This window comes from Saccharothrix lopnurensis, from assembly GCF_042658445.1.
In the GTDB taxonomy this organism is placed as follows: Bacteria; Actinomycetota; Actinomycetes; order Mycobacteriales; family Pseudonocardiaceae; genus Actinosynnema; species Actinosynnema lopnurensis.
On sequence record NZ_JBHSQO010000045.1, the window covers coordinates 45362 to 69744 of the forward strand.

General features: G+C 73.2%; 20 protein-coding genes. 4 read left to right on the forward strand and 16 right to left on the reverse strand.

All coding sequences use genetic code 11. The features are described 5' to 3' along the window. Positions 1-63 precede the first annotated feature (63 nt). Together ACFP3R_RS30115 and ACFP3R_RS30120 are read left to right on the forward strand one after the other, a co-directional pair. Positions 64-1512, forward strand: coding sequence for an AAA family ATPase (locus tag ACFP3R_RS30115; RefSeq protein ID WP_380640857.1), 1449 nt, complete (start codon positions 64-66; stop codon positions 1510-1512). Positions 1513-1590: 78 nt separating this feature from the next. Then, complete coding sequence (locus ACFP3R_RS30120) at positions 1591-4518, forward strand: type I polyketide synthase (protein ID WP_380640859.1); 2928 nt, start codon at positions 1591-1593, stop codon at positions 4516-4518. A gap of 188 nt (positions 4519-4706) precedes the next feature. Here ACFP3R_RS30120 and ACFP3R_RS30125 read toward each other — a convergent pair whose 3' ends face one another. The 9 genes from ACFP3R_RS30125 to ACFP3R_RS30165 are packed head-to-tail and all read right to left on the reverse strand — an operon-like array spanning position 4707 to position 14153. Continuing rightward, positions 4707-5948: a PP2C family protein-serine/threonine phosphatase gene (locus ACFP3R_RS30125; protein ID WP_380640861.1), complete on the reverse strand. Its 1242-nt coding sequence runs from the start codon at positions 5946-5948 to the stop codon at positions 4707-4709. Then, entirely contained in the window at positions 5917-6375 is a 459-nt protein-coding gene (locus ACFP3R_RS30130; protein WP_380640863.1) for an ATP-binding protein, read from the reverse strand. The genes ACFP3R_RS30125 and ACFP3R_RS30130 overlap by 32 nt, the downstream gene beginning before the upstream one ends. Beyond that, complete coding sequence (locus ACFP3R_RS30135) at positions 6375-6695, reverse strand: anti-sigma factor antagonist (protein WP_380640865.1); 321 nt, start codon at positions 6693-6695, stop codon at positions 6375-6377. Before ACFP3R_RS30135 ends, ACFP3R_RS30130 begins: the two co-directional genes overlap by 1 nt. Next, positions 6692-8836: a glycogen debranching protein GlgX gene (glgX, locus tag ACFP3R_RS30140; RefSeq protein WP_380640867.1), complete on the reverse strand. Its 2145-nt coding sequence runs from the start codon at positions 8834-8836 to the stop codon at positions 6692-6694. Before glgX ends, ACFP3R_RS30135 begins: the two co-directional genes overlap by 4 nt. Then, positions 8833-9168 carry an STAS domain-containing protein gene (locus ACFP3R_RS30145; protein ID WP_380640869.1) on the reverse strand — a complete coding sequence of 112 codons (336 nt, stop codon included), beginning with the start codon at positions 9166-9168 and terminating at the stop codon, positions 8833-8835. The genes glgX and ACFP3R_RS30145 overlap by 4 nt, the downstream gene beginning before the upstream one ends. 31 nt (positions 9169-9199) lie before the next feature. Then, positions 9200-11017, reverse strand: coding sequence for an AGE family epimerase/isomerase (locus ACFP3R_RS30150; RefSeq protein WP_380640871.1), 1818 nt, complete (start codon positions 11015-11017; stop codon positions 9200-9202). Continuing rightward, positions 11010-11675 (reverse strand): DJ-1/PfpI family protein, encoded by a 666-nt coding sequence (locus ACFP3R_RS30155; protein WP_380640873.1) that lies wholly within the window; start codon positions 11673-11675, stop codon positions 11010-11012. Before ACFP3R_RS30155 ends, ACFP3R_RS30150 begins: the two co-directional genes overlap by 8 nt. Before the next feature lie 14 nt (positions 11676-11689). Continuing rightward, positions 11690-13297, reverse strand: a complete 1608-nt coding sequence (locus ACFP3R_RS30160; protein ID WP_380640875.1) for a thiamine pyrophosphate-binding protein — start codon at positions 13295-13297, stop codon at positions 11690-11692. Between the two features lie 31 nt (positions 13298-13328). Continuing rightward, complete coding sequence (locus ACFP3R_RS30165) at positions 13329-14153, reverse strand: type 1 glutamine amidotransferase domain-containing protein (RefSeq protein WP_380640877.1); 825 nt, start codon at positions 14151-14153, stop codon at positions 13329-13331. A 308-nt stretch (positions 14154-14461) separates the two neighbouring features. On the opposite strand from ACFP3R_RS30165, the gene ACFP3R_RS30170 reads away from it, so the two are divergent. After that, positions 14462-16120: an NAD(P)/FAD-dependent oxidoreductase gene (locus ACFP3R_RS30170; protein WP_380640879.1), complete on the forward strand. Its 1659-nt coding sequence runs from the start codon at positions 14462-14464 to the stop codon at positions 16118-16120. Positions 16121-16283: 163 nt separating this feature from the next. On the opposite strand, the gene ACFP3R_RS30175 is transcribed toward ACFP3R_RS30170, so the two are convergent. The 5 genes from ACFP3R_RS30175 to ACFP3R_RS30195 form a co-directional block, all read right to left on the reverse strand. Next, entirely contained in the window at positions 16284-17423 is a 1140-nt protein-coding gene (locus tag ACFP3R_RS30175; RefSeq protein WP_380640881.1) for an amidohydrolase family protein, read from the reverse strand. Positions 17424-17483: 60 nt separating this feature from the next. Next, the gene (locus tag ACFP3R_RS30180) at positions 17484-18170 is read right to left on the reverse strand and encodes an EthD domain-containing protein (protein ID WP_380640883.1); all 687 of its coding nucleotides are present in this window, start codon (positions 18168-18170) and stop codon (positions 17484-17486) included. Positions 18171-18191: 21 nt separating this feature from the next. Further along, complete coding sequence (locus ACFP3R_RS30185; RefSeq protein WP_380640885.1) at positions 18192-18500, reverse strand: muconolactone Delta-isomerase family protein; 309 nt, start codon at positions 18498-18500, stop codon at positions 18192-18194. A 4-nt stretch (positions 18501-18504) separates the two neighbouring features. Continuing rightward, positions 18505-19959 carry an ankyrin repeat domain-containing protein gene (locus ACFP3R_RS30190; RefSeq protein WP_380640886.1) on the reverse strand — a complete coding sequence of 485 codons (1455 nt, stop codon included), beginning with the start codon at positions 19957-19959 and terminating at the stop codon, positions 18505-18507. Between the two features lie 127 nt (positions 19960-20086). Further along, positions 20087-20983, reverse strand: coding sequence for an alpha/beta hydrolase (locus ACFP3R_RS30195; protein WP_380640887.1), 897 nt, complete (start codon positions 20981-20983; stop codon positions 20087-20089). 196 nt (positions 20984-21179) lie between these two features. Here ACFP3R_RS30195 and ACFP3R_RS30200 point away from each other — a divergent pair, with 196 nt between their 5' ends. Beyond that, the gene (locus ACFP3R_RS30200) at positions 21180-22595 is read left to right on the forward strand and encodes an FAD-dependent monooxygenase (RefSeq protein WP_380640889.1); all 1416 of its coding nucleotides are present in this window, start codon (positions 21180-21182) and stop codon (positions 22593-22595) included. Between the two features lie 14 nt (positions 22596-22609). Here ACFP3R_RS30200 and ACFP3R_RS30205 read toward each other — a convergent pair whose 3' ends face one another. Together ACFP3R_RS30205 and ACFP3R_RS30210 are read right to left on the reverse strand one after the other, a co-directional pair. Beyond that, entirely contained in the window at positions 22610-23848 is a 1239-nt protein-coding gene (locus ACFP3R_RS30205; protein ID WP_380640891.1) for a maltokinase N-terminal cap-like domain-containing protein, read from the reverse strand. Then, positions 23845-24383, reverse strand: a 539-nt coding sequence (locus tag ACFP3R_RS30210) for an alpha-glucosidase C-terminal domain-containing protein (protein WP_380640893.1), incomplete at its 5' end; no start/stop codon positions are given. The genes ACFP3R_RS30205 and ACFP3R_RS30210, both read right to left, overlap by 4 nt.

The following is a 24383-nucleotide window of genomic DNA, read 5'->3' on the forward strand; positions in this document are numbered from 1 at the left end:
GACAGCCGTGCTCCTCCCAGCGCACCCGGTCGCGGTCCACGTGAACCGAACCTTGGAGGAGCCATGCCGTGGCACTTCGTCGGCAGGACCGAGCAGGTCGAGCGCATCCGCGCGACGGTGGCCCGGGCGCACGCGGGGCCGCTGCTGATCACCGGTGAGCCGGGCGTGGGCCGCACCACCGCGCTGCGGCGGGCCCTGGCCCAGGTGGACGGCCCCGACCTGGAGGTGATCCACCTCCACCCGGACGGCGGGCTCGTGCCGTTCGGCCTGGTGCTCCCGCACCTGCCCGAGGACTTCGTCACCACCGAGCCGCTCGGCGTGGCCGTGCGGAAGGCCGTCGACGCCTTCCTGGACCGCGTCGAGGGTCGCCGCGTGGTGCTGGTGGTCGACGACGCGCACCGGGCCGACCACGCGGGGATGCTCGTCGTGCGCGACCTGCACCGGCGGGGCGACGTGCTGCCGATCATCACCAGGCCGACCGGGGTCTCCCCCGCGCCCGGCCCCGACCCCCTCGACTGCCTGCGCTACGAGCGCGACTTCCAGATCCTGTGCCTGCCCCCGCTGAACGCCGACGAGGTCGGCGCGGTGCTGGGCGGCGTGCTGGGCGGGCGCGTCCACCGCGCCACCACCGAGGCGCTGCACGCCGTCACGGGCGGCAACCCGCGCGCGCTGCACGACCTGGTCGGCGAGCGCCTCGCGGACGACGTCGTGCTGGACGGCGGGGCCTGGCGGTTCAACCCGTGCCGCACGGGCGGGCGATCCACCTTCGCCGCCGAGGGCATCACCGCGCTCGTCGAGACCACCCACCGGGCCTGGCGCGAGCTGGCGCTCGACCGCGCCGAGGAGCTGTGCTGCCTGGCCCGGTGGAGCGGCGTCGAGGACCGGGTCGCCGAGGTGCTGGCCGGGGTGCTCCTGCTGCGCGGCCGGGCCGGCGAGGCCCTGGAGTTCCTCGACTCCCTCGGGCGCGACGAGCCGACGTGGTCGCGCGTCGCGCCCGTCCGCGCCCTCGTGCTCGCGCTCGGCCTCGGGCGCCCCGAGGAGGCCGGCGAGCTGCTCCGGCTGGCCGGTGGCACGAACCTCCAGCGGCGCAGGCACCTGCTCGCGATGCGGGCGTGGCTGCTGGCCGTGACCGGCTCGCCCACCGAGGCGTTCGCCTCGCTCGACGCGCTGGACCGCGGCGGCAGCGACCACGAGGCGGCGCTGTTCACCAGGGCCGCCCGCGCGGCGGTCGAACTCGCGGTCGGCTCACCCGCCATCGCCGTGTCACACCTGCGCCGCGCCCTGATCGCGGTGCGGGCCCAGCGCGACGACGTGCCGTGGATGGAGCCCTACCTCACCGCCTGCCTGATCGACGCCCTCCTGCTCGCGGGCAGGCTCACCGAGGCCACCGCCGTCGCGGGCGACTTCCACGGCGGCAAGCGCGACAACGCCTGGAACGTCGCCGTCACCCTCACCGAGCTGGTCGGGCACCGGATGCCGATCGCCGGCGGGGCCGTCGAACTCGCGTCCTAGACACAGCACCCACCGGTGTCCGACCTCCCCCCGGGTCGGGCACCGGATTTCCGCATACCTAGAGAACGGGAGAGTTCCATGGGGTTAACGCCCACAGCCCGTCACGGTGACCAACCGATCGCCATCATCGGCCTGTCCTGCCGGCTACCCGGCGCCCCGGACGCCGATCGCTTCTGGGACCTGCTCGTCAACGGGGAGGACCGCGTGGCCGCGCCCGACGCGGCCCGGACGCACACCAGGCAGCGCATCGGCGGTTACCTCGACGACGTGTCCGGGTTCGACGCCGCCTTCTTCGACATCTCGCCGCGCGAGGCCGGTCGGATGGACCCGCAGCACCGGATGCTCACCGAGGCCACGTGGACCGCGCTGGACGACGCCGGCCTGCCCGCGGCCGCCCTCGCCGGGTCCAACACCGGCGTCTACAGCGCGTGCCTGGGCTCCACCTACTGGGACCTGCTGCGCGCGCACGACGCCAACGACATGCACGGCCTGATCGGCTCGGGCCTGCACGGGACGGCCGCGGGCCGGATCTCCCGGCTGCTCGACCTGCGCGGCCCGAGCATGGCGCTCGACGCCACCTGCTCGACCTCGCTGCTGGCCGTGCACCTGGCCTGCCAGGGCCTGCGCTCCGGTGAGACGGACCTGGCGATCGTCGCCGGGGCGAACACCCTGCTCGACGGCGGCTACTGGGACTCGCTCACGCGCGGGCGCGTGCTCGCGCCGGACGGGCGGAGCAAGTTCGGCAGCCCGGCGGCGAACGGCTACGGCCGCGGGGAGGGCGCCGCGGCCGTGGTGCTGAAGCCGCTGGCCGACGCGCTGGCCGACGGCGACCGCGTCCGCGCGGTGGTGCTCGGCAGCGCGGCGGGCAACAACGGCCGCACCAGCATCGCCCTCACCACCCCCTCCGAGGAGGGCCAGGAGGACACGATCCGCCGGGCGCACCGCAACGCCGGCGTCCGCCCGGCCGACGTGGACTACGTCGAGGCGCACGGCACCGGGACCGTCCAGGGCGACCAGGTCGAACTGGCCGTGCTGGACCGGGTCCTCGGCGAGGGCAGACCCGCCGGCAGGCGGTGCCTGGTCGGGTCGGTGAAGACCAACATCGGGCACACCGAGGCGGTCGCGGGGCTCGTCGGTCTGGTCAAGACCGTGCTGGCGGTGGAGCGCCGCACGGTCCCGGCCACCCTGCACGGCCCGGCGGACGGCGGGGACCGCGCCGCGGTCGAGCTGCCGTCGACAGCGACACCGTGGCCCGAGCGGCACGGCCCCGCGCTCGCGGGTGTCAGCTCGTTCGGGCTTTCCGGGACCAACGTGCACGTCGTCGTCGGCGAGGCACCGCCGGTGCGGGAACCCGATGCGGCGCACCGGCCGTCCGCCTACCTGCTGCCGGTGTCGGCCCGCTGCCCGTCCGCGCTGCGGCAGCTCGCCGGGGCCTACGCGCAGCGGCTCGCCGACGGCGACCCCACCACCGGCGACCCCGCCGGAGGGGATCTCGCTGGGGACGACCTCGCCGACGTGTGCTTCAGCGCGGGCACCAGGCGGACCCACCACGAGCACCGGCTCGCCGTGGTGGCGCCGGACCGGCAGGGCCTCGTGCGCCAGCTGCGCGCCTACGCGGACGGCGTCCTCAAGCCGATGTCCAGGACCGGCTCCCACACCGCGCCGAGGATCGTCTTCGTGTTCCCCGGCCAGGGCTCGCAGTGGGTCGGCATGGGTCGGGAGCTGCTGGCCGAGAACGAGGTCTTCGCCGCGCGGCTGCGGGAGTGCGACGCGGCGGTGCGCGCCGAGACCGGGTGGTCGGTGGTCGACCGGCTGCACGAGGACGCGCCGCTGACCTCGGTGCGCGAGGTGCAGCCGGTGCTGTGGGCGGTGCAGGTGGCGCTGGCCGCGGTGTGGCGGGACTGGGGCGTCGAGCCGGACCTGGTGGTGGGGCACAGCATGGGCGAGGTCGCCGCCGCGACGGTCTCCGGCGCGCTGTCGGTGGCCGACGGGGCCGCGGTGATCTGCCGGCGCAGCGCGTTGATCGCCGAGCACTGCGGGCCGGGCGCGATGGTCGCCGTGCAGGTGGGTGAGCGCGAGGCGGCCCGGGTGCTGGAGCCCTTCGCGGACCGGCTCTGCGTCGGCGTGGTCAACAGCGAGCACGCCACCGTGCTCTCCGGCGACCGGGACGCGCTGGCCGAGGTGACCGAGTCGCTGCGCTCGCTGGGGGTGCGCTGCCGGCGCGTCGACGTGGAGTTCGCCTCGCACGCGCCGCAGGTGGAGCCGGTGCGGCCGTGGCTGCTGGCGGGCCTGGCCGGGCTGCGCCCGACCTCCGGGTCCGTGCCGCTGCACTCCACCGTGCTGGACCGGGTGGTGGACGGGACGCGGCTGGACGCCGACTACTGGATGGCCAACCTCCGCGAACCGGTCCGCTTCGGCTCGGCCGTCACCTCGGTCGCGGCGTCGGGACCGGTGGTCTTCGTGGAGATCAGCCCGCACCCGGTGCTCGTGCCCGCGCTGGAGGACTGCGTCGACCGGGCCGGTGGCTGGGGTACCGCGATCGCCTCGACGCACCGCGACCGCCCGCAGCTCGCGTCCATGCTGGAGGGCCTGGGGGTCGTGCACGTCGAGGGCGGGGCGGTGGACTGGGCCAGAGTCCGGACCGGGGGCCGCTACGTCCCCGTGCCCGCGTACCCGTTCCAGCACCGCTCGTTCTGGTTCACCCGGCCGCGCCGCAGGGTCCTGGAGGACCGCCGGGCGGCGGCGTCCCCGGGGCTGCGGACGGTCGCCGACTTCGAGCGCTACGTCCGGGACCAGGTGGCGGGGCTGCTCCACACCGAGGACGTCGACCTCGACCGCACCGCCACGTCACTGGGGCTCGACTCGCTGCTCGCGATGCAGCTGCGGTCGATCGTGGAGGACCACCTGGCCATCGTCGTCCCACCGAGGCTGCTGCTGGGGGCCGGGTCGCTGCGCCACCTGGCGGGCGAGCTGCACGCGCGGACCGGGCTGGCGGTCGTGGGCTGAACGGCACCACCGCGACGCGGCTCACCTCCCGGGGAAGGTGGGCCGCTCCCCCACGCGCCACCCGGCCGGGCTGCCGGAGCCGCTCCTCGCACGAGGACCGGGGCGCGGAAGACCCGCGACGGCGGACGAGGCGACAACGGCGTGGTCACCCACGTACCGTCGTCGCCTCGACACGCCCGGCGGGACCGTCACCGCGAGGGGGCGGGCACCTCCCGGCGCAGCGCCATCATGGTGATGTCGTCGAACTGCTCCGCGGTCCCGATGTGGTCGTGCAGCCCCGAGTCCACCCGGTCCAGCAGGCCCGAGGCCGAGGGCGCCGACCCGCACGCGATGCGGACCAGCTGCTCCATCCCGAACTGCGCCCCGGCGGTGTCCCGGGCCTCCACCACCCCGTCGGTGTAGACCAGCAGCGAGTCGCCCGGGTCCAGGTTGACGTGGTGCAGCAGGTAGCCGCTGTCCGCCAGCATCCCGACCGCGGGCCCGGTGGGCTGGAGCAGGACGTGCCCGCCGCCCGCCCGCGCCAGCACCGGCGGGTTGTGCCCGCCGTTGATGTAGAGCAGCGCACCGGACACGGGGTCGAGCACGCCGAAGAACAGCGTGGCGAAGTAGCCCTGCCGCAGGTGGTTGCGGGCCAGGTAGCGGTTCGTGCCGACGACCGCCTGCACCAGCGGGCCCGCGCCCACGGACAGCAGCGGCGTCAGCGCCGCCGCGGCCGCGGCCGCGCCGACGTCCGGTTCGAGGTCGTGCGCGTCCCAGCCCCCGGTGTGCTCGGCGGTGTGCCGCAGCAGCGTCCGGATGAGGGCCATGAACAGCGCGGCGCCCACGCCCTTGTCGCACACGTCGGCCACGACGAAGCCCACCCGGCGGCCGTTGACCAGCTCGAAGGCGTCGTAGAAGTCGCCGCCGACCTGGCGGGCCGGCTTGGTGCGCGCCGAGAGGTCCCAGCCGCGCGGCGCGGGCAGCGCGTCGGGCAGGAAGCCGGCCTGGATCTCGCGGGCCAGGTCGAGATCCTGCTCGTACTCGCGCAGGCTCGCCGCCGCGGCCATCTCCTCGACCGCCCGCGCCAGGCGCCGGCGCTCCCGGCACGACGACATCCGGCTGCGCAGCAGCGCGGGCTGGTACGGCGCCACCACGTAGTCGAACCCGCCGAGCACGCACGACTCCAGCGCGGCCAGGTCGCCCTGCGGGAAGACCAGCACCGTCGGCGACGAGCACGCGTCGGCCAGGCGCTGGCTGATCAGGGCGACCCGCTGGAGGCCCAGGGACGCCGAGACCAGCGCGACCTCGGCCCCCAGCGCCTGGGCGGGGTGGGTCATCACCTCGCCGGCGGTCCGGTGCCGCGGTTCGAACTCGCCGGTCGCGAACAGGCCGTCCAGCTCGGGCGTCGGCAGCTCGTGGTCAGAGATCACCAGCACGGTCGTCCCGGTCATCCGTTCCTCCCTTCGTCGGCCGCCGCACCACGAGCGTGTTCAGGTTGCGGCCGCCGACGTAGTCGTAGGCGAAGTGGTCCAGCCCCCGCAGCGCGAGGAACAACCCGAGACCGCCTTCCGGCCCCTCCTCGGGAGGAGTGGCCAGACGCGGTCCCGGGTCGTGCGCGCGGGGGTCGAACGGCGGGGCGGTGTCCTCGATGCGCAGCCAGACGCCGTCCTCCTCCACCCCTCCCTCGATGGTCACGGCTCCCCCGGCCCCCCGGTAGCCGTGCTGCGCGATGTTCGTGGTGATCTCGTCCGCGGCCAACCGCAGCCGGTACACCTGCCGCGGGTGCAGGCCGGCCTGCCGGGCGAGCGAGCGGACGAACTCGGCCAGCTCGTCACCGGCGTGCCGGCCGTCCCGCAGTTCGAGCCGCCGCGCGACCATCACGTCTCCACGGGGTCCTGCATGACCACGCTGCGGTCGAAGCCGGTCATCCGGATCGTCTCGGCCACCTCCGGCCGGGTGCCGATCAGGACGATGTCCACGCCGCGCCCCAGCTTCTGGTGCGCGAACACCAGGCACCGCAGGCCCGCGGACGACAGGTAGGCCAGCTCCTCCAGGAGCAGCACCAGGCGCCGGACGGGACCCGCGGTCACCTCGGTGATCAGGTCGTTGAGGATGGGGGCCGACCGGGAGTCCAGGTCCCCGGTCAGCCGAACGGTGACCACGCCGTCGTCGGTGTGCGCCTTGGCTTGGAAGTTCATCGGTCCTCACCTCTGTCGGTCGACGCGCCGCTCCCGGCGACCAGCACCAGGACGCTGCGCGGGGCGATCCGGTAGGACGACTGATCGGTCAGTCGCGGCTCGCTGCCCGGTTCGCGGGAGTCGTGCGGGTACGGCGCCGAGGTGTCGGCGAACAGGTGCCACGCCAGGTGGGCGGGCAGCTCCGGCAGCTCCAGGTCGCAGGGCTCCCAGTGCGCGTTGGCCGCGACGTAGACGCAGTCGTCCACGCCCTCGTCGCGGGTGTAGTGCATGACGGCGATCAGCCTGTTGTAGCCGGACCACTCCGGGGTCCAGGCGTGCGCGCCGTGCCAGCTGACGTCGGGGAACAGCCCGTCGCCCATGTGACCGGTCGGGTGCCTGCGCCGCCGCAGCGCCGGGTGGGCGGCGCGGAAGGCGATCGCGTGGCGGGTGAACGCGAGCATGTCGCGGTTGCGCTCCACCAGGCGCCAGTCGAACCACGACACCTCGTCGTCGTGGCAGTACGCGTTGTTGTTGCCCAACTGGGTCCGGCCGACCTCGTCACCGGCGACGATCATCGGCACGCCGAGGCTGGTCAGCAGCAGCAGCATGGCGTTGCGCTGCTGGCGGGCGCGCAGCGCCAGCACCTCCGGGTCGTCGGTCGGGCCCTCCGCACCGCAGTTCCACGAGTGGTTGGCGTTGTCGCCGTCCCGGTTGCCCTCGCCGTTGCGGTCGTTGTGCTTCTCGTTGTACGACACCAGGTCGTGCAGGGTGAAGCCGTCGTGGGCGGTGACGAAGTTGACCGACGCCACCGGCCCGCGCCGCTGGTAGAGGTCCGGCGAGCCGACCACGCGGGTCGCCAGGTCCCCGGTGACGCCCAGGTCGCCGCGCAGGAACCGGCGCACCGTGTCGCGGTAGCGGCCGTTCCACTCGGAGAACCGGCAGTAGTCCGGGAAGCTGCCCACCTGGTAGAGCCCGCCCGCGTCCCACGCCTCCGCGATGAGCTTGCAGTCCCGCAGCACCGGGTCGCTCGCGAGCGACTCGACCAGCGGCGGGTCGCTCAGGGACCGCCCGTCCTGGGCCCGCCCGAGGATCGAGGCCAGGTCGAACCGGAACCCGTCGACGTGGAACTCCGAGGCCCAGTAGCGCAGGCAGTCGAGCACGAAGCCCCGCACCACCGGGTGGTTGCAGTTCACCGTGTTGCCGGTGCCGCTGAAGTTGTAGTAGTGGCCGTCCGGCGTGAGCATGTAGTAGACGCGGTTGTCCAGGCCGCGGAAGGACATCGTCGGCCCCAGCTCGTTGCCCTCCGCGGTGTGGTTGAACACCACGTCGAGCACGACCTCGATGCCGGCCCGGTGCAGCTGCTTGACGAGGTTCTTGAGCTCGTCGACCTGCATCCCGTGCCGGCCGGTGGCCGCGTACGAGGCTTTCGGCGCGAAGAACCCGACGGTGCTGTAGCCCCAGTAGTTGTGCAGCCGCGCGCCGGTCGTCGGGTCGACCCGGGAGTTGTCCATCTCGTCGAACTCGAACACCGGCATCAGCTCGACGCAGGTCACGCCCAGCTCCACCAGGTAGGGGATCTTCTCCACCAGACCGGCGAACGTGCCCGGCTGGTCCACCCCGGAGGAGTCGTGCCGGGTGAACCCGCGCACGTGCGCCTCGTAGACGACCGTGTCCTGCTCGGGCCGGTTCAGCGGCCGGTCGCCCTCCCAGTCGAAGTCGTCCGGCGCGATCCCGCAGCGGCGGAGGTACCGGTCCTCGTGGTCCACCGGGACGCCCCAGGTGTCCTGCCCCTCCAGGACCCTGGCGTACGGGTCGAGCAGGACGCGGGTCGGGTCGAACCGGTGCCCCTCCTCCGGTCGGAAGGGCCCGTCGGCGCGGTAGCCGTACTGGGTGGTCTCCGGGTCCAGGCCGTACACCGTCATCGCGTACACGCCGCCGATCCGGAAGCACTCGGGTATGGGCAGCTCGGCGACGGGCTCCCGCTCGCCGCGCCGGAACAGCACCAGCGTCATCGCGGTGGCGTTGTTGGAGTAGACGGAGAAGTTGATCCCGCCCGGCACCGGGGTGGCGCCGAAGGGCAGGAGCCGGCCGGCGCGCACCGGGTGCTCCGCGATCCGGTGCGTCGGGTAGGCGTCGATCCGCTCGGGCAGCACGGTGCTCATCCGGCCAGCGCCTCCAGTCCCTCGTCCACGGAGCCGGTGATGGTGAAGAAGGCGAGGAACCCCGTCGCCGACATCACCGCGTGCACGTCCTGCGGCACGCAGGAGAGCACCACCTCCACGTTCTCCTCCTTCGCCTTGCGGTGGACCAGCAGGAGCACGCGCAGTCCCGCGCTCGACATGTACGACATGCCGTTCAGGTCGAGCAGCACCGTGCCGTCGGACGGCAGCAGGTCGGCCAGGCTCTGCTGGACCTCGGGCGCCGTGCGGCTGTCCAGTTCGCCGTTCAACGCGATGACGGTGACCGCCCCGCGCATGTACTTGTCCACCCGCATGTCAGCTCCCCTGTCGACGATCCGCGCGCGGTCAGTCCTCCACGGGCGACAGGTGGGCGCGCACCACCACGTCGCCGGTTGCGTCAGGCAGGTTCACGGTCATCGCGACCGGGTCGAAGTCCTCGTAGGGCCGGTCGTCCACCTCGACCCAGTCGAGCCGCACCCGGCCGGGGGGCAGGGCGTCCGGCGCCACCCGCAGCACCCGGTCGGAGAACCCGTCGGGCCGCGGGCGGAACCACAGGGTGAGCGGCTCGGAGTGCAGCAGCAGACGGCCGTAGACCGTGGCCAGGAAGCACAGCTCGGAGGCGTGGTACATGCTCATCGAGTGGCTGCCCTTGAGCCGCTCGTTGCCGAGCAGGTAGGGGGTGCCGTCCGCGAGCACGTTGAAGTACACGCCGCCCTCGTCGTGGTCGAGGAAGAAGGCGTTGTAGAACGAGGCCGCCTCCCGGGCGTGCCGGGTGAAGTCGGCGTCGCCGGTGTTGCCCGCCAGGACGAGGTAGGCCAGGATCGCCTGCTCCTGCTGCCACCACGCCTTGCGGTCGTGCCACACGAACCGGTGCGAGTCCGAGCCCTCGCGCAGGGTGCGCTCGACCACGTCGTACCAGCCGCCGCGCCACTGGTCGCTGCCCACGTCCGGCATGGTCCGGCCCAGCTTCTCGGCCAGCTCCGCGTAGGACGCCTTGGGGCGGATCGCGTTCATCCGCATCAGGTTCCAGGCGATCTTCAGGTTGTGCCCGACGACCGCCGCGTCCTGCTGCCAGCGCCACGTCCGGTCCGGTGACCAGTCGGCGTGGAACCGCTCCTGCACGAACGGGCTGCCCTCCTCGGGGAAGTGCTCGACGATCAGGTCGAACGTCTCCTCCAGCATGTCGGCGTGCCGCTTGTCGCCGGTGGCGAGGAACAGGTTGAACAGGTACGCGGGCGCGTGGTCGCCGACCGAGTTCCAGTTCTTCCGCGACCTGTTCACGCCCAGCGACTCGTGGTCCGGGTTGAGCAGGATCGGGTCGATGTGGGAGAAGTAGCCGCCGCGCTCGGGGTCGTGGAAGAACTTCCGGAACAGCCGCAGCGTGCCCTCGATGTCGTCGGAGATCCGCGGGTCGCCGGTGACGCGGTAGGTCTGCGTCGGGCCGACGAGCGCGTAGATCTGCTCGTACATCGGGATGGCGTCGTAGTCGTCGCCGAACTCCGAGGTGAACAGCTTCGACTCGGAGCCGCCGCGGATGTCGATGCCGTGGTACCAGTAGACGACGTCCTCGTCCCGGTCGACGAACCGCACGTGGTCGCGCAGGTACTCGGTGCCGCGCTCGGCGACGCCGAGGAAGTCCTCGTCGCCGGTGAGCATGTACGCCGACGCCATGCCGTAGACCAGGCGGGAGATCGTGTCGGTCTCCTGCACGTGGTGGTCGGCCTTGTCGCCGCCCAGGCGCAGCACCGTGCGGTAGTCCGCGTAGTCGACCGGCGTCTTGCCGCCGAACTGGGCCCGGCGGTAGAACCGGGCCAGCTCGCGCAGCTGCTGGGACCACCAGCCGGGCTGCTCGAAGTGGTAGTCGCCCACCCCGCGGCCCAGGAACAGCAGCCGCTTGGCCACGAACACCCGGTCGCCCCCGGGGTAGGAGATGCCGTAGGCGTACAGGTAGCGCCCCGGCTCCACCAGGTCGTTGACGTGCGCGGACGCGTCCAGGTACGGGTCGCCCAGGTTGCGCAGGAACTCGGCGGAGGTCGTCTCGGTCAACGTCACCCGCAGCTCGCGCCCGTCGCTGGTGCGCAGGTCGATCAGCGACCGCTCCCGGTCGTGCGCCGTCACGTAGCCGGCGACCAGGTCGGAGAAGGTGAACTGGCTGTCACGCATACCGCGCTCCTACGGGTGCGAATTGCTCGGCGGCCCACCACCGGCGCGGACCGCCGCGCGCGTGGCGCGCGGCGACCATGTCGATGATGGTGCGGGCGAACAGGTGGCAGTGGCTCGCGCTGCGACCGGTGATCAGGTCGCCGTCGACCACCACGTGCTGGTCGGTGTAGCGGGCACCCATGTTGCGGATGTCGCCGACCAGGTTGTTGTGGCAGGTCACCCGGCGGCCGCGGACCACCTCGGGGATCGGGGACACCAGCCACATGCCGTGGCAGATGATCCCCTTGAGCACGGAGGGCTCGTCGAACGCCCGGCGGAGCAGGTCCACCGCCGGGGGCACCTCGGTGACGTCCTCGCTGTAGCGCAAGCGGTCGGACACCATGCCGGAGGGCACGATCAGCGCGTCGAAGGAGCGCAGCCGGTCGTCGTCCACCGCCTCCAGGTCCCCGTCCACGGTGAACGGGAGCCCGAACTCGTGGCCGGTGAAGGTGATGGAGGACTGCCCCCACAGCCGGGTGAGGAACACGGTGGTGGCGCCCTCTTCGGCGAACCTGCGCTCGTAGTAGTGCAGCTCGGGCTCGACGTAGTCGCTCTCCATCAGGATCGCGATGGTCCGGCCGGCGAGCCGTCCGCCGTCCCGGATGACGATGTCGGTCATGGGTTCTCCTCGACTCACCCGGTGAGCAGGTCGACCAGGAAGGGACCGTTGTGGTTGAGCATTCGGCGCACGGCGTCCTCCACCTGCGACGCCTTCTCCACCCGGACGGCGTCCACGCCGAGGCTCTTGGCCAGCTCGACGAAGCCGATCTCCGGCCGGGAGAGGTCGAACGAGCCCGGGAAGTCGTGGTGCTCGATGCCCCGCTCGCCCCAGTACTGCTCGATGTTCAGGTCCAGCAGGCCGTAGCGGTGGTTGTTGCAGATGACGAACCTGGCCGCCAGGTCGTGGCGGGCCGCCGTCCACAGCGCCTGGATCGTGTACATGCTGCCGCCGTCGCCGGTGAACCCGACCACCTCGGCCTCGGGGCGGGCCATCTTGGCGCCGATCGCGCCGGGGATGCCGATGCCGAGCGAACCGCCCCGGGTGAGGAAGTAGTTCCCGGGCACCCGCGGTGGCAGGTGCTTGAGCAACGACGGGGACGCGGTCAGCGCCTCGTCGAACACGACCAGGTCCGCCGGCGCCTGCCGGGCCAGTTCCGCCGCGAACAGCTCCATGAGCGGCGCGTCGCGCTGGGGCTCGGTCGGCTCCCAGCGGACCTCGGTCCGCACCGGCGCCCGGCCGGCGGCGGTCAGCCGCTCGGACAACGCCGCGAGGGTGGGCTTCGGGTCGGCCACCAGGGCCACGTCGACCGGGAAGTTCTTCGCGATCTCGTAGTCGTCCAGGTCGACGTGGACGATGCGCGCGTCCGCCCGGAACGGGCTGTCCAGCAGCGGGAACACCTCGGGGAACACGTAGGTGCCGACGATCAGCACCGCGTCGGCGTCGGCCACCGCGCGGGCGCTGTTCTCGCCGAACATGTGGCCGATCTGCCCCCGGTAGAGCGGGTGCGCGGCGTCCATGTTCAGCTCGGAGTTGTCCACGCCCCACACCGGGGCGTCGAGCTGCTCGGCCACCGCGGTCAGCTCGGCCTGCGCGCCCGACACCGAGACCCCGTCGCCCATCAGCACGACGGGGCGCTCGGCGCCGAGCAGCGCCTCGACCGCGCGGTCCAGCTCCGCGGCCACCGGCACGACCGCCCGGCTCGGGATCGTGCTGGGCACGGCCGGCTCGGTGGTGTCGGCGTCCAGCACGTCCATCGGCAGCGCGACGAACACCGGGCCGCGCGGCTCGGTCATGGCGATCTTCACCGCCCGCCGCAGCACCCGCAGCAGCGAGCCGGGGTGGGTGACCCTGGTCGCGTGCTTGGTGACCGGGCGCGCCATGGCGACCAGGTCGGACGCCATCTGCGAGTCCATCGCGTCGTACCGGACGCCCGCCTCGCCCGCGATGACCACGAGCGGGGAGTGGCCGCGCTTGGCCTGGTACAGCATCCCGATGCCGTTGCCGAGGCCGACGCCGGTGTGCAGCTGGACCAGCGCCGGCCCGGCGGTGGCCCGCGCGTAGCCGTCCGCCATGGCGATGGCGACCGTCTCCTGGAGCGCGAGCACGTACTCGAAGCCGGGCAACCGGTCCACCACGTCGAGAAAACCCTGCTCCACCGTGCCCGGATTGCCGAACATCTTGGTGATCCCATCGGCCGCGAACTGTTCGAAGATCGCGACCTTTCCCGGCCTCGCGGTCATCGGAATTCCCCTCACGTCCTGTCCGGAATTGTCACCAGCCGTACTTGCGCAGACCGCTTTCGAGGACCTCGACCATTTTCTGGCCGGCCAGGAACGAGTCGGGCGTGGACCGCGCGGTGATGAAGGGGTAGTCGACCAGCACGGACGTCTCGCGCCCCACGTTGCCGTGGTAGCGGCCCTCCGGGCCGGTGGCGTCCTGGAGGATGTACTCCAGCGGGTACGGCGGCGGGCCCATGTTGAAGTCGGTGGTGACGAACCCGGTGCCGTCCTTGTAGTCGTACTCCTTGCAGTGCCCGGTGACGTGCTTGCCGAGGATGATGCTCTCGCGGTCCTCCCAGTCGCGGGCGAACGCGAGGCAGGCCACGCCGTAGCACTCGGCCACGATCGGCTTGTCCGCCCGGACGAACGCGAGGATCAGCTCGTGCAGCCGCCCGTTGTTGGCCAGGTCGACGATGGGCCCGCTGCCGCCGACGATGACGAGCGCGTCGTACTGCTCGACGTCCTTGTCGAGGGTGCCCAGCTCCCGGTAGTACGCCTCGATCTTGCGGAGGTGGTCCGGCTCGCTGAAGTAGGGCCGGTCCGGGATCCACTCGGCCAGGGACAGCGGGTTGTCCAGCCGGGAGGACCGGTCCAGCTCGGTCGCCGCGACCGCGACCTCCGGCGTGGTGACCGACCGGCCCAGCGGCGGGTCGATGTAGCCGGGGTCGAGGCTCGGCGGCAGGGCCTGCGGCCGCTTGCCCGTCGGGGTCGCGAACACGGTCCGGTAGCCCCGCTCGTCGCACGCCACGACGGGCCCGAGCAGTTCCTCGCCCCAGTACCCGTGTTCCGAGAGAATGATCAGGATATTCTTGGACATGGTTTCTCCTGCGCCGGTGACCTGAACGGAGAAATAGCAGGTGGCCACATTTCCGCGTTGCCGGACCGAGTCAAGCAACGCGGGCTGGACCGAACAAGGCAACGGGCCCCCCGGGCATTGACTTGAGGAAGTCGACGGGTCCGACCGTTCACTTCGTCAAGTGGTCGGCGCGGAAAAAGCGGCGGACCGGGGGAAACCTCCGGCACTCCGTTAGCTCGGCGTAACGGGGAACGCGGCGCGGGGGGCACACTCGGAACTTGACCTCGTCCGTCGCGGGGGACCGCACGCGTCGACAGTTCGGAGAAGCAATGCCTGAACAACCTCGTCCGACACTGCTCGCCGTGGACGACGACCCGCACGTGCTGCGGGCCGTCCGCCGCGACCTCACCCGGGCCTACCAGGACCGGTACCGCGTGCTGGCCTCCCAGTCCCCCGTCGAGGGCCTGCGCGTGCTGGACGTCCTGCGCGAGCGCCGCGAGGAGCCCGCGCTGCTGCTGGTCGACCAGCGGATGCCGGAGATGTCGGGCATCGAGTTCCTCGACCGGTCGCTGTCGCGGTTCCCGTCGGCGCGGCGCGTGCTGCTCACCGCCTACGCCGACACCGGCGTGGCGATCGACGCGATCAACCGCGTGCGCCTCGACCACTACCTGGTCAAGCCGTGGGAACCGCCGGAGGAGCGCCTCTACCCGGTGCTGGACGACCTGCTCGACGGGTGGCAGCGGTCCTACGAGCCGCCCTACGGGGGCATCAGGGTCATCGGGCACCGCTTCGCGCCGGCCACGCACCAGGTCCGCGACTTCCTCACCCGGCTGCACCAGCCGTTCCGCTTCCTCGACGTGGAGCGCGACGCGGGCCCCGAGCTCGACGGGCTGGACCTGGGCAGGCTGCCCGCCGTGGTGCTGCCGGACGGCACCCGGCTGGACCGGCCCTCGCACGCCGACCTGGTGGAGCTGCTCGGCCTGGGCGTGGAGTCCCGGCGCCCGCACTACGACGTGGTCATCGTCGGCGGCGGGCCGGCGGGGCTGGCCGCCGCCGTCTACAGCGCCTCGGAGGGCCTGTCGACGCTCCTGCTGGAGGCGTACGTGCCCGGCGGCCAGGCGGGCACGTCCAGCCGGATCGAGAACTACCTGGGTTTTCCCTCCGGGGTGACCGGGTCCGAGCTGACCCGGCGCGCGGTGGCGCAGGCGCGGCGGTTCGGCGCCGAGGTCATGTCGCCGGTCAGCGCGGTGTCCCTGCGGGCCGCGGGGCGCGGTCGCGTGATCACCCTGTCCGACGGCAGCGAGATCAGCGGCGGCACCGTGCTGCTGGCCACCGGCCTGGCCTACCACCGCCTGGACGCGACGGGCGCGGAGCGCTTCGAGGGCGCCGGCATCTACTACGGGGCGACGTCCTCGGAGACCACCTCGTGCGCCGACCAGCACGTGTGGATCGTCGGCGGGGCGAACTCGGCCGGGCAGGCGGCGCTGCACTTCGCCCAGCACGCGGCGTCGGTGCGGATGGTCGTGCGGGCCGAGGACCTGAGCGCGGGCATGTCCCACTACCTGGTGCGGGAGATCGAGCAGGCGCCGAACATCCACGTGCACACCGGCACCCGGCTCGTCGCGGCCGACGGGGCGGACCGGCTGGAGCAGATCACGCTGGAGGACCTGCGCACCGGTCGGCGCACCACCGAGCCCGCCGAGTACGTGTTCACCTACATCGGGGCCCGCCCGCGCACCGACTGGCTGGCCCAGTCCGTGCTGCGCGACGACAACGGCTTCGTGCTCACCGGTCCGGACCTGAGCCGGGACCGGGAGGCCGTGGTGCGCTGGGAGCAGCCGCGCGAGCCGCTGCTGCTGGAGACCAGCATGCCGGGCGTGTTCGCGGCGGGAGACGTGCGGTCGCACTCGGTCAAGCGCATCGCCGCCGGCGTGGGCGAAGGCGCGATGGCCGTGGCGCTGATCCACCACTACCGGGCGGTGTGCTGAGCGGACCGCCCCGCCTGTCGGTCACGCCCGGCAGGCCGTCGCCGCCGGCCGGTCACGCCCCGCCGGCTCTCGCACTTCGCCGGCCGGCACCCCGGCCGACCGGTCCCGCCCGCCGATCCCCACCGGCCACCCCCACCCCCCGGCCGGTCACCCCGGCCGGCGGTCACGCCCGACCGCTGACCAGCCGGCCGCCGCGGTACACCGCCGCCACCGCCGCGGAGTCCGTGATCCGCCGGGTCGGGTCGCCGTCCACGACGACCAGGTCCGCCCGCAGCCCCGGTGCGACCCGACCCCGGTCGACCAGGCCGAAGCACCGCGCCGGGACCGACGTCGCGGCCGCCAGGGCCTCGACGGGCGTCAACCCCGCCGACACCAGCAGCTCCAGCTCCCGGTGCAGGCTGGCCCCGTACGCGGTGCCCGGGACGCCGGCGTCGGTCCCCGCCAGGACCGCGACCCCCGCGTCGCGCAGCGGCCGCACCGCCTCGGAGGCGTACTCGGGCCGGTAGCACGGGGCCGGCGGCGGCTCCATGCGGTCCTCCAGGTTCGCCAGGGCGTCCGCGTCCAGCCGGGCGGCCACGCGCGGGTCGACCTCGTGGCTCACCTGGCAGAACGACTCCACCGCGGTCAGCGTCGGCACGACGAACACCGGGGCCAGCGCGGCGACGAACACCGGGCACGGCGGGCGGTCGAAGGGCAGGTGCGCCAGGCCGTCCGCGCCCGCCCGCACGGCCATCAGCGCGGCCTCCTGGTCGGTGGCGTGCACGACCACCCGCAGGCCCCGGTCGTGGGCGGCGGACACCAGGGCGGCCACCACCTCCGGCGACACGGTCGGCAGGTCGGGCTCCCCCGGCGCGGACGAGGCGAACACCTTCAGGTAGTCCGACCCCTCGGTGACCCGCGCGGCCACGAACGCGTCGGCCGAGGCCGCGTCCGACACCGTGGGGAAGGCCGAGAACCTCGGGTACTGGCCGGGGTGCCCGCCGGGCGCGGTGGCGCCGATCCCGGCCGACCGGAGGTCCGCCGCGTCCGGGCCGGCCGCGCGCTCGACCCGCAGCACGCGGGGCTCGGCGAACATGTCGAGCTGCGTGGTCACCCCGAAGCGGACCGCCTGGCGGGACGCGCCGGGCACGACGTGCACGTGGGCGTCGACCAGTCCGGGCAGCAGGGTGCGGCCGGCGCCGCGGACGACGGGTCCGCCCCGCAGCCCGGCGCCGACCGCGACCACGCGCCCGGACGACACCAGCACGTCCGCCCGGTGGAGCACCCGCTCCCCGGTGAACAGCCGGAAGTCCTGGAACAGCACTGCTTCCTCCTGACGCGCGGGCGCCCGCACGCCACTCGGCGTGCGGGCTCCCGTGGCGCTCTAGCGGGGGCGCGGACCGATCACCCAGTGCTCCTCGACCACCATGCGGTGGACGTAGCGGGTCTCCACGAAGGACTCCAGGTCCTCCTGCGCCCGCTGGAACTCCGGCGACGCCAGGGCCGCGTTCATCGCGTCCAGGTCGTCGAACCACAGCTGGTGGGCGGCGTCGAGCACGGCCTCGCCGATGCCGTAGGCGCCGTCCCTGGTGTGGCCCTGGAGGTAGCGGCGCACGCCCGGGACGTCGAGCACCAGGTCCGCGTACTTGCCGAGGCTGTGCTCGCGGAACTCGTGGAGGGGCAGGCCCTCCTTGCGCTTGACCAGGACGATGAGCTTGACGCCGCCCGCGTCCTCAGTGCCCTCGCGCAGCACGTGCGCGTCGGTGTCGAGCACCAGCGTCCGCCAGAACGCGGCCCACTTGGGCTCGTCCAGCCGCGCGCCCTGGAGGAACTCCTCGGTCTGGAGCGACGCGAGCTGATCCTGCTCGTTCTCCAGCCAGATCTCCGCGACGCCGCTCCACTTCGGCTCTTCCTCGTCGGGGCCGAGGGAGACCCTGGTGTCGATCATGTACTTCCTGATCTGCGGGATCTTGCTCGCGTACTGCACCGCGTGCACGTCCAGCCAGTAGCGCTGGAACTCCTGCTCGGTCATGCCCGGCTTGGGGTAGGCGAAGATCAGTTGGTGGATCATGGCATTCTCCTCGCGAGGGCGTCAGACCTTGTACTTCTTGAGGACGTCGTCGGCGAACCCCAGGTAGTCCCGGAGCGGCCAGACCTCCTCGAACTCCAGGTACTCGCGCATGGGCAACCGGCCCAGCGCCGTGCGGTCGAGCTCCTCCGCGTCCGGCGAGTCGATGATCGCGATGACCCGCTTCTGCGCGGCCACCTTCCAGATCCCCACGCAGAAACCGGAGTCCACGGTCTCCTTCGCGTGCTCGGCCTCCTCGGCCTCGATCTCCCACAGTTCGTCCAGGGAGATCCGGCCCTCGTGCTTCCACTTCATCTGGACGTAGAACAGCACGTCATCACCTCTCGTCCTGCTGGGCAGCGGCTGCGATCCGGCGGGTCAGGTCGTGCTCGGCGCCGAAGACCTCGGTCGCCAGGTCCAACGGGGTCTTGCCGTCGTGGCCGCGCAGGTCCAGGCGGGCGCCCTGGTCCAGCAGGATCGCGGCGCACTCGTCGTACCCGTGCCACAGCGCGTCGTGCAGCGGCGTGTAGCCGTTGGTGGCGCCCTGGAAGTCCAGGTCCACGCCCGGTCGCGCGGCGATCAGCGCGGTCAGCGCGACGTGGCCGTTGTAGACGGCCTTGTGCAGCGGCACGGCGCCGAAGGTCGGCTCGGTGGCGTTGACGTCCGCGCCCGCGTCCAGCAGCAGCCGCGCGATCTCGGTGTGCCCGTCGCGGGAGGCGACCAGCAGCGCGGTGTGGCCGTCGTTGAAGCCGTTGACGATCGGGTACAGCTCGTCCACGTCGACGCCCCCGGCCAGCAGCGCGCGCACGCCCTCGACGTCGCCGGCGTTGACGGCGGCCATCAGGCGGTGGCCCTCGATCCGCGCGTCGTCGCCCGCCACGCGGGCCTTGAGGTACTGCTCGGCCAGCAGCAGGCGGTCCTTGCCGCGCGTGTTGACGTTGAGCTCGTACTCGAAGTGCTCCTTGAGCGTGAACCCGTAGTGCGTCGACAGGTTCAGGCCGGCGCCGGCATCGAGCAGGTGCTTGGCGATGTCCGGGTACTTGAACCACAGGGCGTCCATCAGCGGCGTGTGGCCGGTGGTCGGCGCGACGGCGTCGATGAACGCGCCCGCGTCGACCAGCGCGCGCACCACGTCGAGGCTGCCGCCCTGGCACGCCTTGTGCAGCGCGGTGGCGCCCGCGCCGCTGTCCGCGGTGAACACGTCGGCGCCCGCCTCCAGCAGCAGCGCCACCATCGGCGCGTCCGCCTGGCCGGCCGCGATCATCAGCGGCGTGAGGCCGCTGGACCGGTCGCGGTGGTCCACCCGCGCCCCGGTGCCGAGCAGCTCGGTCACCAGCGCGTGGTCGGAGGCCCACACCGCGGCGACGAGGCGGTCCTCGCGGTCGGCGTTGAAGGCGGCGACCTCGCCGTTGGGGTCGAAGTAGACCTTCCAGGCCACGATCTTGCCGTCGGCGACGACGAGCCGGTGGGAGTCCTCGATCTCGAACTCCTGGCGGGTCCGCGTGTGCGCGCCCTTGGTGTAGATGACGGCGAAGGCGGTGTCGCCCTCCACGCGGAGGTCCCGCATCCCGTAGTCGAGCACCTCCGTGGTCTCGCCGCGGACCTGGAAGGCGCGGGTGACCTCGGCGACGCCCCGGTGCACCCCGAGGTACGGGATGACCTCGTTCCACTGGTCGCGGGGGAGTTCGAACTCCACGTCCTCCGCCAACGCGGACAGCGCCGAGGCGAGGTCCCCGTTCTCCAGGTCGGTGAAGTACTTCTCCACCACTTGGCGTGTTTGCTGGGTGGTCATCACAGGCTCCTGTCCCGATGCTCGCCGAACAACCGGTTTCCTCGTCGGAACTGTTGCCGACGGGCGCGGTTCACGGCAGGTGTGGACGGCAACGCCCCGGGGACTCCGTTGAGTCGGGGCGCGGACCTCACAGAATGCGCGAGGGCACGTCGCGGAAGTGGTCGGCCACCGCGTTCAACGCCTCGGTGAACACGGGCTCGCGGTCGTAGAAGTCGTATTGGGTGCCCGACAGCCACCGCAACTCCGACGGCCCGGACAGACCCGCGCGGAATTTCCGGACCCCCTCCGGGATGGCCGCGTCGTCGCTGTGCACCACCAGCACGGGCACGGTGATGCGGCTCGCCCACGAGATGGGGTCGAACCGCAGCCAGCCCGGCCACGCCATGACGGCGAACCGGTTGGGCCACTCCGGGACCGCGCCGCGGTCGGCGTCGACGTAGTAGTCGCACCGGCCGTGCATGGCGGCGGCCTCGCCGGTCTCGCTCACCACCGGCACGTAGGCGGTCCGGCCGGTGCGCCCGTGCTCGCGGGCCGCCTCCTCGCCCGCGCGAATCCTGGCGCGCACGCCGTCCGCGCCGTACACCGCCTCGACCAGCCCCTCGTCGTGCAGCCACGGCGCGACCAGCGCCAGCGACCGGACCCGCTCGTCCTCGGCCGCGGCGACCGCGGTGTACCCGGCGCCCGCGCACACGCCGAGCAGGCCGACCGCGTCGCTCCCGGTGCTCGCGACCAGCGCGCCGACCGCCTCGCGCAGGTCCTCGACCTTGCGCTCGGGCGATTCGAGGTCACGGGGCTCGCCGCCGGACTCGCCGAAGCCGCGGAAGTCGAAGGCCAGCGCCGCGAGGCCGCGCGCGGCGAGCCCCCGGGCGTACCCGCCCGCCATCTGCTCCTTCACCGTCGTCCAGGACCCGGCCACCACCACCGCCGCGCCGGGGTCCGCGCCGACGGGCCGGTGCAGGTCCCCGACCAGGAGATCACCGCCGCTGCGAAAAACGACCCGCTCGACCTGAGTGGAGTAGCGCATGGCCGTCACCTTCTCTTGGTTGACTGGGATCAGGTTCGTCCCGGTCAACGGAAACGGTCCAGCGTGAATTGGTGGTGGTAGCGGCAGTACCACGAAGGCGCGTGGCGGGTTGAATTACTTCGTGTGATGCGCATTGCCAATTCGGGATGATCACATCATGGTCTGAACTCCCCACCCCTTCCCCTGCGAGGAACCCATGCCCGAACCGCTTCCCCACCAGGTCGACGTGCTCGTGGTGGGCGCCGGCCCCACCGGTCTCACGCTCGGCTGCGCGCTCCGCTCACTGGGGGTCGACCACCTCGTCCTCGACCAGGCCGACGAACCGGCCAGGCACTCCCGGGCGGCCGTCGTGCACGCCCGGACCCTGGAGACCCTGGCGCTGGTCGGCGCGGCCGACGAGCTGGTCGCCCGCGGCCTGCCCGCCCCGGCCGCCACCGTGCGCAACCGCGACGGCGTCCTGCTGTCCGCCGCGTTCCACGAGCTCGGCACCCCCTACCCGTTCGCGCTGTGCGTGCCGCAGGAGACCACCGAGCAGGTGCTCGGAGCGCGGCTGCGGCAGCTCGGCGGCTCGGTGCGCCGGGGGCACGCGCTGATCGACGTGCACGAGGGGCAGGAGGGCGTCACCGCGGTGGTGGCCGATCCCGGCGGCACGGCGCGGGTGGTGCGGGCGCGCTACCTGGTCGGCTGCGACGGCCTGCGCAGCGCGGTGCGCGAGCGGTCCGGCATCGCGTTCACCGGGCGCACCGACCCGCACGTGTTCGCGCTCGCCGAGGTGGCGATGGACTGGTCCGGGCCGGTGGACGCCTTCACCTACTACCTGTCCCCCGGCGGCACCCTGCTCGTGTCGCCGCTGCCGGACGGGCGGTTCCGCGTGGCCGCGCCCGTGCCGCCGGACGCGCCCGCGCCGGACCTGGCCGCCGTGCGGCGGCTGCTCGACGACCGGGGCCCGGGTGGCGCGCGGGTGCGGTCGCTCGACGTCAGCAGCACCTGGCGGGTGCGGTACCGGGTGGCGGAGACCTTCGGCCGCGGCCCGGTGTTCCTGGCCGGCGACGCCGCGCACGTGCACAGCCCGGCGGGCGGGCAGGGCATGAACTCGGGCATCCAGGACGCGGTGAACCTGGCCTGGAAGCTGGCCGCCGTGCTGGACGGCACGGCCGGGTCCGGGCTGCTGGGGACCTACGACGAGGAGCGCCGCCCGGTCGCCGAGGCGGCGGCGGCGTTCAGCGAGCAGCTGACCCGCGCGGTCACCACGGGGACGCACGAGCTGCGCGACGACCTGGTGCGCTCGTTCGGGTCGACGCCCCGCCTGACCCGGTGGCTGGCGACGAGGTTGGCGCAGCTCGACGTCCGCTACGGCGCGGTGGGCCACCGCGTCGCGCCGGGTCCGGCGACCACCCCGCGCCTGGGCTGGTCGCTGCTGGTCCCGACCGCGGCCGGGGTGGCGGCGGCCCGGTCCGCGGTGGCGGGCCGGCCGATCACCGTCGAGCCGGCCGAGGACCGGTCGGACGCGGTGCTGGTCCGGCCGGACGGCTACGCGGCGGCCACCGCGCCCACCGCGGAGGTCCACCGGCTGCCCGACGAGCTGACCGCCTGGCTGCACGGCCCCGGCTGAGCCGGACCGCCCGGTCACGCGGCGTCGGGGCGGCGCAGCGCCCGCAGCGGGACGTGCACCCGGTCCGGCCGGTTGCGGGTCTCGTAGACCACCTCGTACACCGCCTTGTCCAGCTCGTACGCCGTGAGCAGGGCCCGGTGCCGGTCGAGGTCGATCCCGGACTCGTCGGCGTACCCGCGCAGGAACTCCGCCGCCCACACCGGGGCGAGCGGCGAGCCGGTGTAGTCGAAGGAGCGCAGGACCCCGGCCACGTCGCGCAGCGGCGAGTGCACGGCGCGGCGCCGCGCGACCGGCGCGGACGGCTCGCCCTCGAAGTCGATGAGCAGCCACCGGCCGTCGGCGCGCAGCACCTGGCCCAGGTGCAGGTCGCCGTGCACCCGCTGCGCCGGCACCGGTGGCAGCCCGGCGACCGCGGTGAACACCTCGCGCGCCCACGCGCCCCGGCCGTGCAGCAGGGGCGCGGCGGCGTCCAGGCGGGTCAGCAGCTCCCGGCTCAGCTCGCCCGCGTCCAGGGTGGCGGCGCCGAAGGCGATCACGAGCCGGCGGTGCACCGCGGCGACCGCCTCCCCCAGCTCGCGGGCCGCGAACGGCGCCGCGGACCTGGTGGCCAGGTCCCACCCCTCCTCGGCGTGGGCGAGGAACGGGTGGAGCACGCCGAGCGTCGTGCGGGTGCCGTCGAGCTCGCCCTCGATCGCGCCGAGCACCGGCACGACGTGCTCGCTGCCCAGCAGGCCCAGGGCGCGGTGCACCTCCAGGTCCGGGTTGAGGCCCGGGGCCAGGCGGCGGAACAGCTTGAGGACGTACCGCTCCCCCAGCACCACGGAGGTGTTGGACTGCTCCACCCCGAGCGCCCGGCTGGAGCGCGCCCGCCCGGCCACCAGGCCGCTGCGCGGCTCGGACCGGAACGACGCCCCGCTCACCCGCAGGTTGCGCGCCATCGCGTCGAACAGCGCGCACGGGAGATCGGGGTCGTCGGCCCCGTCGGTGATCCCGACCTCGCCCACCCGGGCGATCACCTCGGCGTCCGGCGCGTCCCGGCGCAGGGCCAGCGGCAGGTGGTAGTGCTCGACGCCGTCGGCGAACCGCACCGCGACGACGGCGAGCACGCCGTTCCCCCCGACCTGGGCCAGCGACACCACCTCGACGTCCCGGGCGGTCCGGCCGCCACCGGCGAACCAGCGGCGGTCCGGCAGCCAGTCGACCAGCGCGGTACCCAGCGCCTCGGCGAACGCGGCGGGGTTCATCGTCGTCATCGTCCCTCCTCCTCCGACCCGGGCTCGAACTCCGGTTCCAGCTCCAGCCAGTAGAAGCCGTAGCCGGCCAGGGTGAGCGAGTACGGCTGGTCCCCGATGCGCGGGAACCGGGCGCCGCCGGTCATCTCCACCGGTGTCCGGCCGCGGTAGGCGCACAGGTCCAGCTCCACCGGCTGCGCGAAGCGCGAGAGGTTGTTCACGCACAGCACGACGGTGGTCTCGTGGCCGTCCTCTCCGGTCAGCCCGCGCACGTAGGTCAGCACGCTCGGGTTGGAGGCGCCCAGCTCGCGGAACGTCCCGAGGGCGAACACCGGGTTCAGCGCGCGCACCCGGAGCATCCGCCGGGTCCAGTTGAGCAGCGAGGACTGGTTGTCCACCTGCGCCTCGACGTTCACGCCCTGGTAGCCGTAGACCGCGTCGGCGATGGTCGGCAGGTAGAGCCGGCCCGGGTCGGCGGAGGAGAAGCCGGCGTTGCGGTCGGGGGTCCACTGCATCGGCGTGCGCACCGCGTCGCGGTCGCCGAGCCAGATGTTGT